Source organism: Thauera phenylacetica B4P, assembly GCF_000310225.1.
GTDB lineage: Bacteria > Pseudomonadota > Gammaproteobacteria > Burkholderiales > Rhodocyclaceae > Thauera > Thauera phenylacetica.
In genome coordinates, this window is sequence record NZ_AMXF01000136.1 from 1 (window position 1) to 10,960 (window position 10,960).

At 70.6% G+C, this 10,960-nt stretch carries 11 protein-coding genes; 5 read left to right on the forward strand and 6 right to left on the reverse strand.

The window, feature by feature from the left end; translation table 11 throughout:
- Positions 1-64: 64 nt before the first annotated feature.
- Both C667_RS15240 and C667_RS15245 read right to left on the reverse strand, forming a co-directional pair.
- Positions 65-1,372 (reverse strand): tryptophan--tRNA ligase, encoded by a 1,308-nt coding sequence (locus C667_RS15240; protein ID WP_004368132.1) that lies wholly within the window; start codon positions 1,370-1,372, stop codon positions 65-67.
- A gap of 105 nt (positions 1,373-1,477) precedes the next feature.
- A complete protein-coding gene (locus C667_RS15245; RefSeq protein WP_004368135.1) occupies positions 1,478-1,882 on the reverse strand; it encodes a hypothetical protein in 405 nt (134 codons plus the stop codon).
- 268 nt (positions 1,883-2,150) lie between these two features.
- Between C667_RS15245 and C667_RS15250 the strand changes: the two genes are divergently transcribed.
- The 3 genes from C667_RS15250 to C667_RS15260 all read left to right on the forward strand — a co-directional run bounded on the left by C667_RS15250 (position 2,151) and on the right by C667_RS15260 (position 5,120).
- On the forward strand, positions 2,151-3,032 hold the full coding sequence (locus C667_RS15250) for a PEP-CTERM sorting domain-containing protein (RefSeq protein ID WP_004368137.1): 882 nt from the start codon (positions 2,151-2,153) through the stop codon (positions 3,030-3,032).
- A 224-nt stretch (positions 3,033-3,256) separates the two neighbouring features.
- Entirely contained in the window at positions 3,257-3,892 is a 636-nt protein-coding gene (locus C667_RS15255; RefSeq protein ID WP_157302368.1) for a DOMON-like domain-containing protein, read from the forward strand.
- Positions 3,893-3,896: 4 nt separating this feature from the next.
- Positions 3,897-5,120, forward strand: coding sequence for an exo-beta-N-acetylmuramidase NamZ family protein (locus C667_RS15260; protein ID WP_004368142.1), 1,224 nt, complete (start codon positions 3,897-3,899; stop codon positions 5,118-5,120).
- Here the strand turns inward: C667_RS15260 and C667_RS15265 are convergent.
- Positions 5,108-6,730, reverse strand: a complete 1,623-nt coding sequence (locus C667_RS15265; protein WP_004368144.1) for a SulP family inorganic anion transporter — start codon at positions 6,728-6,730, stop codon at positions 5,108-5,110. The two genes, C667_RS15260 and C667_RS15265, sit on opposite strands and share 13 nt — an antisense overlap.
- Positions 6,731-7,008: 278 nt before the next feature.
- Between C667_RS15265 and C667_RS15270 the strand changes: the two genes are divergently transcribed.
- Positions 7,009-7,953, forward strand: a complete 945-nt coding sequence (locus C667_RS15270; protein WP_004368146.1) for a ribose-phosphate diphosphokinase — start codon at positions 7,009-7,011, stop codon at positions 7,951-7,953.
- A gap of 12 nt (positions 7,954-7,965) precedes the next feature.
- Here the strand turns inward: C667_RS15270 and C667_RS15275 are convergent, their stop codons facing one another.
- The 3 genes from C667_RS15275 to C667_RS15285 all read right to left on the reverse strand — a co-directional run bounded on the left by C667_RS15275 (position 7,966) and on the right by C667_RS15285 (position 9,988).
- Positions 7,966-8,877 carry a bestrophin family protein gene (locus C667_RS15275; RefSeq protein WP_039921767.1) on the reverse strand — a complete coding sequence of 304 codons (912 nt, stop codon included), beginning with the start codon at positions 8,875-8,877 and terminating at the stop codon, positions 7,966-7,968.
- A 165-nt stretch (positions 8,878-9,042) separates the two neighbouring features.
- Positions 9,043-9,516, reverse strand: a complete 474-nt coding sequence (locus C667_RS15280) for a phosphate-starvation-inducible PsiE family protein (RefSeq protein ID WP_039921763.1) — start codon at positions 9,514-9,516, stop codon at positions 9,043-9,045.
- A gap of 79 nt (positions 9,517-9,595) precedes the next feature.
- Positions 9,596-9,988 carry a TerB family tellurite resistance protein gene (locus C667_RS15285; RefSeq protein ID WP_004368151.1) on the reverse strand — a complete coding sequence of 131 codons (393 nt, stop codon included), beginning with the start codon at positions 9,986-9,988 and terminating at the stop codon, positions 9,596-9,598.
- Between the two features lie 156 nt (positions 9,989-10,144).
- Between C667_RS15285 and C667_RS15290 the strand changes: the two genes are divergently transcribed.
- A partial coding sequence (locus C667_RS15290) for a LysR family transcriptional regulator (RefSeq protein ID WP_004368153.1) occupies positions 10,145-10,960 on the forward strand: 816 nt, incomplete at its 3' end.

A 10,960-nucleotide genomic window follows, 5' to 3' on the forward strand; every position in this document is an offset into this window, starting at 1 on the left:
TTCGGCTGAGCGCGGCGGTCAGCGCGGCGCCGCGAACCGGCGCCGGGCGGGCCGCCCCACCCGCTCAGTCGGCGAATGCGCCCAGCGCCGCGCGCAGGTCGGATTCGCCGACGCCGTCGGCCAGCGCGGCCACCTGCGCGCCCTCCAGCCACAGCGCCGTGTCCGTCATCTCGAAGGCAGCGCCCTGCTTCAGCGCCGCCACCACCGCGCCGGCCTCGCGCGGCGAGGCGAAGCCCGCGCCCTGCAGCAGCAGGCGGCCGTCGGCGTCGACCAGCTTGAAGTGGAAGCGGCCGTCGGCCTCGCGGTACTGCTTGAACTGCGGCAGCGCGGCCTTCGCCTTCTCCGCCCTGGCCGCCTGCGGCACGCTGGCCAGGTTGCGCAGGCCCACCGCGTGGCGCAGCTCCGCCAGGAAGGGCGTGGCGATCGCGCGCGCCTTGGCGGCGCCCTCGTGCAGGTGCTTCTCGATGCGCGCCGGCTCGGCGATCAGCGCCAGGTAGTGCTCGCGCATCGGCGCCACCGCCGTCTCGATCTTGTCGAACAGCGCCTGCTTGGCCTCGCCCCAGGCGATGCCCTCGTCGAAGGCGGTGCGCATCGCGCGCGTCTCCTCGGCGGTGGAAAACGCCTGGTAGAGCTGGAACAGCGCCGAGCCGTCGGCGTCCTTGGGCTCGCCCGGCGCCTTCGAGTCGGTGACGATGGAGAAGATCAGCTTCTTGAGCTCTGTGGTGGGCGCAAACAGCGGGATGGTGTTGTCGTAGCTCTTGCTCATCTTGCGGCCGTCCAGCCCGGGCAGGGTGGCGACCGAGGCGTCGATGGCGGCCTCGGGCAGCACGAAGTGCTCGCCGTAGAGGTGATTGAAGCTGCCCGCCATGTCGCGCGCCATCTCGATGTGCTGGATCTGGTCGCGCCCGACCGGCACCGAGTGCGCCTTGAACATCAGGATGTCGGCGGCCATCAGCACCGGGTACATGTAGAGGCCCATGTTGACCCCGGCGTCCGGGTCCACGCCCTCGGCAGTGTTGCGATCGACCGCCGCCTTGTAGGCGTGGGCGCGGTTGAGCAGGCCCTTGCCGGCGACGCAGGTGAGCAGCCAGGTGAGCTCGGGGATCTCGGGGATGTCGGACTGGCGGTAGAACCACACCCGGTCGGTGTCCAGCCCGGCGGCGATCCAGGTGGCAGCGATCTCCAGCGTCGAGCGCTGCACGCGCAGCGGGTCGGTGGTCTTGATGAGCGCGTGGTAGTCGGCCAGGAAGTAGAAGCTCTCGACGCCGGGCTGGCGGCTGGCGGCGACCGCCGGGCGGATGGCGCCGGCGTAGTTGCCGAGGTGGGGCGTGCCCGAGGTGGTGATCCCGGTGAGGACGCGCTGGACAGACATGGATCGCTCCGGCTCGAATAGGTCAGGGAGCGCGAGTTTAACGGCTTCGACGCGTGCGGATAAGGCGGATGCGTCGCGCGAGCGGGCTCGCCGGGGCGGTCGCGCTCACTCCTGCCAGCGCAGCGACAGGCGGGCGCCGCCCTGCGGCACGAGATCGACCCAGTGCTCCTGGCGCTCGCCGGCGTAGGACGCGGAGATGCGGTAGCGCCCGGGCGCGGGCACGTCGACCTGGCCGATCGGCCCGCAGGACGCCTCGACGCGCTGGCCCGAGAGCGGCTCGTCGACCCGCGTCTCGACGTCGGTGACCCAGCCGCCCGCGGTGGTGGAGAAGAACACGGTCAGCGCATGCATGCCGACCTCGGCGCGCATGCGCTCGGACTCCTCGAGCCCGATGCCGCCGCACTCCAGCCGCAGGATGGGCGCGTCCTCGGCTATCGCCTGTGTCCATCCGGGCGTTGCGAGCATGAGCAGGGCGAGGGCGGCAAACGCGCTTTTGCAGGGTGTCATCATCAGCTACCACTCCCGGAACCGCCCGAATCGGGCAACCGCATTGTTCCCGGCTCGCCGCGAGCGGGCAAGGCCCGGACGACGTGCGAGTGACCCGGTCGCACCGCCTGCACGGGTGTCAGCCCCAGCGCCCACACTCGTTTAGACGCGATCTTTTTGACAAAGATGGGGAAATTGTCACATTAATTCGCGCGGATCTGGGCGACCCTTCGAGCACATCCCGCCCGCCCATCCCGGGGGCGACGGCAAGCACACGACGAGCTCGGAAAGCATGAAGACCAAACCGAAGAAAACCCTGTTTCTCGCACTGGCCCTGTCCGCCGCGGGCACCGCTCAAGCCGCCTTGTGCCAGCTCGACGACGTGAAGGTGACCGGCGTCGGCGTCTTCGACGGAACGACGGCGGGCGCGACGTTGATCCCCATCCCGCTGAACGTCCTGCCCGTCGGCGCCGCCGCCTGTGCAGGCGCTTTCCAGGGCAACGACGGCTTCTACCCCAACACCAACCTCGGCTACGCGGGCGACGGACTGCTCAACGGCGGCACCCAGGTTGCCAGCAGGTCGATCCTGTTCCCGGGCGGAGCCTTCATCGGCGAGCAATACCCGCTCCAGGACCTGCGCGGCGACGGCACGGCCGACGACCCGGGCTGGATCATGCTGGGCAAGTCGGAACTGCAAGGCGGTCTCGGGACCTTCACGCCGAGCGCGATCGACGGCGACCGCTCGGTGGTCCTCGACTCGTTCTTCAGCGTGACCGAGACCAGTGCAGGCAAGGGGACGTGGTCCTTCACGCCGGACGCGGAGGCGGCACAGCGTGCGGCCTCCGTGCTCGGGGGCAACTGGATCGATCAGTTCGCAATCTCGTTCAAGGCCGGGAACGGCTTCGCCCTGTACGCCTTCACCTCCGAGCTCTTCGGTGCGGCGACGCCGAAGGCGAGCGACCCCTTGCTGAACTGGTTCGGCACCTACGACCTGACCGAGACCTTGATCAACCGGGGCGGCAAACCGGCGGGCCTGTCCCACGCCACGCTGTGGGTGCGCGACCCCTCGGCGAGCCCCGATCCCGGCCCTTCGACCAATGTGGTTTCCGAGCCGGGCTCGCTGGGCCTGCTCGCCCTCGCCCTCGTCGGCCTGGGCTTGCGGCGTCGCGACTGATCCCGGCTGGCCCGACGCAGGCACGGGGCGACACCCAGCCGCCTCCTGCCCCCCCCCGGATGCACGCCTGGCGTGCCGGCAAGCGAGCGTGAAACGCTCGGCCGGCCGCAGCTCCGTGGGCGCGGCCGGCCGAACGGGTTAACATTGCGCTTCCCTTGCCGCATGCGCGCCCTCGGCCGGGCACGCACGTCCCTGCACCGCCCGGCCTCCCTGCCAGCCACTCCTTGCCACTCCACACCGTGACCCAGCCCCTCACCGAACGTCCCCGCGTCCCTATCATCACCGTGGGCCTGCGCCCCCACCCCACCAGCCCGGGCGCCGAGGCGCCCGGCCAAGGCCTGGTCGGCCGCCTGCTCGCCACCATGTTCGCCCTGCCCGAAGGCGGTGCGGTGTTCGAGTTCCGCCTCGAGGACAGCCGCGTCGCCCAGCTCGCGATCCCGGCGCCGGCCAAGCCCGGCCCCGCCGACGAGCTGTGGAAGCACACCTGCTTCGAGGTCTTCCTCTGTGCGCCGGGCGAGCCCGGGTATCGCGAGTACAACTTCTCGCCCTCCGGACAGTGGGCGGTGTACGGTTTCCGCGCCTGGCGCGAGCGCATCGAGGACTACGTCCCCGCGGCCGCGCCCGAGATCCTCTTCAGCCAGGCCGACGACGGCCTGGTGCTGGAGGCCCGCGTGCCCGCCGAGCTGATGCCGGTGGTGCCCGCCGGCAGCGACCTGCAGGTGAGCCTGGCCGCGGTCGTCGAGCGCAAGGACGGGCAGTTCGAATACTGGACGCTGCGCCACGTCGCTGCGCAACCGGATTTCCACGCCCGCGACACCTTCGTGCTGACCCTGGCCACCGCGACCCACAAGGCGGACTGAAGCCATGGCGCACCCCGTCCGCTTCGGCCTCGACCGCCTGCTGCAAGACCCCGCGCTGCGCCGCCCGCTGGCGGGCAGGCGCGTCGCCCTGCTCGCCCACCCGGCCTCGGTGACACGCGCGCTCACCCACTCGCTCGACGCCCTCGCCGCCCTGCCCGACCTCACGCTGTCGGCCGCCTTCGGCCCCCAGCACGGCCTGCGCGGCGACAAGCAGGACAACATGGTGGAGTCGCCCCACTACACCGACCCGCTGCTCGGCATCCCGGTGTTCAGCCTGTACGGCGCGGTGCGCCGCCCGACCGCGGCGATGATGGACACGTTCGACGTGCTGCTGGTCGACCTGCAGGACCTCGGCTGCCGCATCTACACCTTCATCACCACGCTGCGCTACGTGCTGGAAGAGGCGGCGAGACACGGCAAGTCGGTGTGGGTACTCGACCGCCCCAACCCCGCCGGCCGGCCGGTCGAGGGCACGATCTTGCGCCCCGGCTGGGAGAGCTTCGTCGGCGCCGGCCCCCTGCCGATGCGCCACGGCATGACCATGGGCGAGCTCGCGCACTGGTTCGTCGCCACGCTCGAGCTCGACGTCGAGCTGCGCGTGATCGAGATGCAGGGCTGGCAAGCGGAGGCCGCCCCCGGCTACGGCTGGCCGCTCGGCGAGCGCAGCTGGATCAACCCCAGCCCCAACGCACCCAACCTGTGGATGGCGCGTGCCTACGCCGGCACCGTGATGCTCGAGGGCACGACGCTGTCGGAGGGCCGCGGCACCACCCGGCCGCTGGAGCTCTTCGGCGCGCCCGATGTCGACGCGCGCGCGCTGATCGCCGAGATGCGCGGCCTGGCACCCGAGTGGCTCGCCGGCTGCGTGCTGCGCGAGTGCTGGTTCGAGCCCACCTTCCACAAGCACGCCGGCAGGCTGTGCAACGGCGTGCACATCCACGTCGAGGATCCGGCGCACTACGAGCACGCGGCGTTTCGCCCGTGGCGGGTGCAGGCGCTCGCCTTCAAGGCCATCCGCAGGCTGTGGCCCGACTATCCGCTGTGGCGTGACTTCCCCTACGAATACGAGCACGACCGCCTCGCCATCGACCTCATCAACGGCTCGCCGCTGCTGCGCGAGTGGGTGGACGACCCGGCCGCGACGCCCGCCATGCTCGACGCCCTCGCCCGCCCCGACGAGGCGGCCTGGATCGAGGCGCGCCGCCCCTTCCTGCTCTACCCCGCCTGAGGCCTCGCCGCGGCCAGCCGCCGCGCCTCGGCGAGCGCGCGGTCGAGTTCGTCGTACAGGATCGCCGCGGGCAGCTGCGGCGCTCCCAGGCGCAGCAGCTGGGCGTGGATCTCCGCCGGCACCACCACCCGCGCCGCGATCGACTGCGCGTGCAGGCCCTCGATCATCTCCTCCAGCGCGAACTGCGCCGACAGGTCCATGAAAGGCACCCGGCTGCAGTCGAAGACGACGACCCGGGTGCCGATCACCTGGTCCACCCGGTCGAGCAGCTGGCTCGCCGAGCCGAAGAAGAAGGCGCCCTCGATCTCGATCACGCGGATGCCACTGTCCAGGCCGGGGAGTTCATCGCCGGCGGGTACGCCGCCGGCCTCCTCCACCTGGGGCAGCGGGCGAACGCGCAGGCGGCTCTGGCGGGCGAGGCGGTGGATGATCAGCGCCATCGACAGGATCACACCGGCGCCCACCGCGACGATCAGGTCCACCAGCACGGTGAGCACGAACACCGCCGTCATCACCGCGACATCGGCGCGCGGCGCGGTGCGCACCAGGCGCAGCATGCGGTAGTCGAGGATGTCCACGCCGACCTTGATCAGGATGCCGGCGAGCACCGCGAGCGGAATGCGCTCGGCGAGCGGCCCCAGCCCGAGCAGCAGCGCGAGCAGGAAGAGCGCGTGCACCACGCCCGAGCTGCGCCCCCGCCCGCCCGACTTGATGTTGATCACCGTGCGCATGGTCGCCCCCGCGCCCGGCAGGCCGCCGACGAAGGCGCACAGCAGGTTGCCGATGCCCTGGCCGATCAGCTCGCGGTTGGAGTGGTGGCGAGTGCGCGTGATCGAATCCGCGACCAGCGAGGTGAGCAGGCTGTCGATGCTGCCGAGCACCCCGAGGGTGATGCCGAGCAGCGCCACGGTGGTCCAGGTCTCGAGCGTGAAGCTCGGCAGCACCAGCTCGGGCAGCCCGGCGGGGATGTCGCCGATCACCGGCACCTGCAGGCCGGCGGCGACCGCCAGCGCGCTCATCGCCACCAGCGCGACCAGGGGCGCGGGCACGATCCGGCTCACCGCCATCGGGGTGCGGAACACGATCAGCAGGGTGAGCCCGCCGAGCAGCAGGGCCTCGCCATTCAAGTCCGCCAGCACCCCCGGCAGCGCCAGCACCGCGCCCAGCGGCGAGGACGCCGGCGCCACGCCGAGCAGCGGCGCGCTCTGCAGCAGCACGATGATCACGCCGATGCCGCTCATGAAGCCGGAGACCACCGGATAGGGGATGAAGCGCACCAGCCCGCCGGCGCGCAGCACGCCGAGCCCGATCTGCACCAGCCCGCCCACCAACACCGCCGCCATCGCCACGGCGAGGTCGCCACCCACCGCCACGAGCGCGGAGGCGAACACCACGGTCATCGGCCCGGTGGGGCCGGAGATCTGCATGCGGGTGCCGCCGAGCAGCGCGGCGACGAAGCCGAGCACGATCGCGCCGTAGAGCCCGGCCGCCGCGCCCGCGCCGGAGGCGACGCCGAAGGCGAGCGCGAGCGGCAGCGCGACGATGCCGGCGGTGAGTCCGCCGAAGAAGTCCCCGCGCAAACGGCCGAGCGCCGAAGCCTGCGCATTCATGAGCGCCTCGATTCGAGTCTCGTCCGGGCGGCTCGGACGGGTTCGTGGGTGCTGTCCCCGACCGCCGTGTTTTGCACCACGATGTGGCAAAAGACGGCGCTCCGCAAGCCCCCGGCAGCACCACTTCGCCACTTTTCCCGACGCCCCGCTTCGGGCGGCATTCAGCTTCCTGATTCGCCCGCGGCCAGCCTCTTCCCGTAGCATTGCGCCTGCGCCCGAAACCGCAGCCCGCGCCTCCGATGCGGCGCTGCGCGAACCCACCACAGGAGCCTCCACCGATGATCAAGCACGGCCTGCAGATCTTCGCCTGCAACGCCAGCCGCGAGCTCGCGTGCGACATCAGCAACCGCCTCGGCCTGCGTCCGGGCCGGATCGACATCTCGCGCTTCTCCAACGACAACCTGCGCGTGCAGATCCAGGAGAACGTGCGCGAGCGCGACGTCTTCGTCGTGCAGTCCTTCACCGAGCCGGTGAGCGAGCACATCATGGAGCTGATGATCACGCTCGACGCGATGCGCAGCGCCTCGGCGCAGCGCATTACCGCGGTGATCCCGTATTACTCGTACGCGCGCTCGGACAAGAAGGACGCACCGCGCATCTCGATCACCGGGCGGCTGATCGCCGACCTGCTGCAAACCGCCGGCGCGAACCGGGTGCTGACCATGGACCTGCACGCCGACCAGGTGCATGGCTTCTTCAGCGTGCCGGTCGACCACCTCACCGCGGTGTCGCTGATCGCCGAACACTTCCGCAACCGCCACGACCTGTCGAACATGGTCGCCGTGGCCACCGACGCGGGCGGCGCCAAGCGCACCGGGCGCTTCTCGGAGAAGCTTGGCATCCCGATGGCGATCATCGACAAGCGCCGCGTGTCCGACACCGCGGTCAAGCAGGGCGCGGTGGTCGGCGAGGTCGCCGGGCGCGACGTGGTGATCTTCGAGGACGAGATCGCCACCGCCGGCACCCTGGTGTCGTCGGTCGACACGCTGAAGGCCGCCGGCGCGCGCAGCATCCACGCCGCCGCCACCCACGGCGTGCTGTGTGGGCCGGCGATCGAGCGCCTGCGCGCGGCCGCGATCGACTCGGTGGTGGTGACCAACACCGTGGCGCTGCCCGAGGACAAGCGCCTCGACAAGCTCACCGTGCTCAACGTCGCGCCGCTCTTCGCCGCGGCGATCGAGCGTATCCACAGCGGCCAGAGCGTGGGCGCGCTGTTCGAGTGAGCGGAGCCGCGCTCAGTTGAGCACGAAATCCGCATCGGGCCGCGGCGCGGGCGGCGGCGTGTCACCGAGCAGCTCGCGCAGGCTGGCGTCGATGGAGGCGACGATGGCATCGAGCGCCAGGTCGTTCGTCATCATGCCGAAGGGCTCCTCGATCTCGTCGCTAAGCGCCTCGAGCGCGAAGAAGGTGTAGGACACGAAGCCCACCACCAGCGGCGTCATCCAGCCGGTCGTGTCCACCAGGCCGAAGGGCAGCAGCATGCAATACGTGTAGGAGCTGCGGTGCAGGATCACCGTGTAGGTGAATGGCAGAGGCGTATTGGCGATGCGCTCGCAGCCCCCGAGCGCGGCAGACAGCGCGTCGAGCGAGCCCTCCATGTGCTGGGCCAGCATCGGGGGCAGGCAGCCCGCCTCGCGCATGTCGCGCACCCATTGGCCGAGCCACAGCAGGACCAGCGCAGGCGCGAAGCGCGCGGTCCGCACGCGTGCCAGCACCTCGTCCGGAAGCAGGCCGTCGAGCCCCTCCTCCCGCGGACGGCCGCGCAACTGATTGCGCATCGTGCCCGCGAAGGCGATCAGGCCGAGCACGAAGGGCCGCGCATCGACGTCGCCGCGCGTCAGTGTCAACGCATGCCGAGACAGATTGCGCGCTTCCACCAGCACGACGCCCCAGAATTTGCGCGCCTCCCAGTAACGGTCGTAGCTCGCATTGATGCGAAAGCCGAGGAAGATCGCCAGGGCCACCCCCATCAGCGAAAACGGCGCGGAGGTCAGCGTGACCTTGACGTGGAAGAGCTGGCCGTGCGCGAGCACCACCGCGCAGGACAGCAACAGCACGAAGAGCTGCTGCGAGAAGATGCGCGGCAACAAGGAGCCGCGGCGAACGAAGAGCAGGTGAATCCAGTGCGGACGAGAACGGACGATCACGACGGACAGGCGCGGGGCGGAGCGCAAAGGCGTGGATTCTGACAGCTTCCGGGCGCTGGGGAGCAATTTCGACCGCAATCGACGCCCTCGTCGTCCGGCCCCTGGAGGAGGCCGAAGCCCTTGCGCCCCGCCGGGCAGCGCATCGCGCTGCCCGGCGTCGGCCCCTCACCCGTCCGGCCGCGCCGACACCAGCCAGTAGGTCACGCCGAGCGCGAGCACGATCACGCCGATCGCGAACAGGTACATCGGCTCGAGCGTCGTCAGGTCGAGCACGATCACCTTGCGCGCGATCGCCATCAACGCGGTGGCGATCACCAGCTTGACGTGGATGACGTCGTCGCGCAGATAGAGCGTGATGTTGACGAAGATCTCGATCGCGATCAGCACCGCCAGGAAGGCGGCGAAGACCACGAAGATGTCGTTGAGGTCGAGCAGCAGGAAGGGTGGGTCGGACAGCTTCTCGTAGAGCACGAGGACGACGTCGGCCACCGTCCACAGGATCACCGCCACCATCAGCACCGCGAGCACGCGGATCGCCTGGCGGATGATCCAGTGCAGGCGATCGATCAGCGGGTCGTCGACACGATCGCCGAGGTGATTGTCGTGGGCCTTGCCGGGTGCGGGCCTCATTCCCTCCATCACTGCCTCCATCGTGGTGGTGGCGAGCGGACCGGATCGCTTCCGCCCCCGCTCGCCACCGGGTTCGGTCGGTCACGACCTAGTGCGGGCGTGACCCCCACTTCTCCAGCGCGCGGGCCAGCACCTCGACCTCCGCCGAGGTCTCCACCCCGTCGGCGCTGACGATGTCCTGCATGGTGCGCAGCAGGGACTGCTGCAGCTTCGGATCGGCGATGTCCTCGAGCAGCAGGTCGAGCACCTCGTCGGCCACCTTCAGGCGCACGCCGTCGAGGTAGTGCGCGCTCAGCAGCAGGTCGTCGCAGTATTCGCGCAGGATGCGCTCGAACTCGACGCTGCCGATGCCCAGGCGCCGGGCGAGGTCGGTGTGCATCATCGTGTCGACCTCGTTGCGGTCCAGGCCGCCGTCGGCGAGCACGGTGAGGGCGAGCAGGCGGGCGGCCGCCGGGGTGCTGTTCGTTTCGTAGTGGCGCATGGCGTGGTCTCCTTTCGTGTGCGGTCTTTTCCGTCGGCCCGCGCTCCCTGGCGGGTCGCGCTGCAGCCGACGAGTGCAGACTACGGCAGAAGCCTCCGCCGAAAAAGTCGACTACCATTACTCGATTGATCGATTTTTTCGACGGAACCGAAGGCCATGGGCAATAGCGACCTCAACTACAAGCACCTGCGCTACTTCTGGACCGTGGCGCGCGTGGGCACCATCGCCGAGGCCGGAAGGGTGCTCGGGCTGGCACCGCACTCGATCAGCGCCCAGCTCGCCACCTTCGAGGGCGCGCTCGGTGTCACCCTGTTCCGCCGCAGCGGCCGCCGCCTGGCGCTCACCGAGGCGGGCGAGCGCATCCTCGGCCAGGCCGAGGAGATCTTCGCGCTCGGCGATCAGATCGTGGAGACGCTGCGCGACGACAGCCTGCGCCGAAGCCTGCCGTTCCGCATCGGCATCCCGGACTCAATGCCGAAGTCGATGGTGCACCGCCTGATCGAGCCGGCGCTGCGCCTGGAGCGCCCGGGCCGGCTGGTGTGCCGCGAGTCGCCGCTCTCCGAGCTGCTCGCCGAGCTCGCGGTGCACCGCCTCGACCTGGTGATCGCCGACCGCCCGATCCCGCCCGAGGTCAGCGTACGCGGCCACGAGCACCTGCTCGGCGAGAGCACGCTGAGCGTGTTCGCCGCGCCGGCGCTGGCCGAACGCCTGCTCGGCGACTTCCCGCGCCTGCTCGACGGCGCGCCCTTCCTGCTGCCGGGCGAGGACGTCACCCACCGCGGCGCACTGCTGCAGTGGTTCGAGCGCATGCGCATCCGCCCGGCGATCGTCGCCGAATTCGACGACAGCGCGCTGATGAAGGCCTTCGGCCAGGCCGGCGACGGCGTCTTCGCCGCGCCCACCACGATCGCCGACTACGTTTGCCGGCAGTACGGGGTGCGCGTGCTCGGCGAGGTGCCGGACGCGCACGCG

Excerpts from the sequence above, each read along its gene's own strand:
- C667_RS15240 (WP_004368132.1), bottom strand. The coding sequence starts at position 1,372 with ATGTCTGTCCAGCGCGTCCTCACCGGGATCACCACCTCGGGCACGCCC.
- C667_RS15245 (WP_004368135.1), bottom strand. The coding sequence starts at position 1,882 with ATGATGACACCCTGCAAAAGCGCGTTTGCCGCCCTCGCCCTGCTCATG.
- C667_RS15250 (WP_004368137.1), top strand. The coding sequence starts at position 2,151 with ATGAAGACCAAACCGAAGAAAACCCTGTTTCTCGCACTGGCCCTGTCC.
- C667_RS15260 (WP_004368142.1), top strand. The coding sequence starts at position 3,897 with ATGGCGCACCCCGTCCGCTTCGGCCTCGACCGCCTGCTGCAAGACCCC.
- C667_RS15265 (WP_004368144.1), bottom strand. The coding sequence starts at position 6,730 with ATGAATGCGCAGGCTTCGGCGCTCGGCCGTTTGCGCGGGGACTTCTTC.
- C667_RS15270 (WP_004368146.1), top strand. The coding sequence starts at position 7,009 with ATGATCAAGCACGGCCTGCAGATCTTCGCCTGCAACGCCAGCCGCGAG.
- C667_RS15280 (WP_039921763.1), bottom strand. The coding sequence starts at position 9,516 with ATGGAGGGAATGAGGCCCGCACCCGGCAAGGCCCACGACAATCACCTC.
- C667_RS15285 (WP_004368151.1), bottom strand. The coding sequence starts at position 9,988 with ATGCGCCACTACGAAACGAACAGCACCCCGGCGGCCGCCCGCCTGCTC.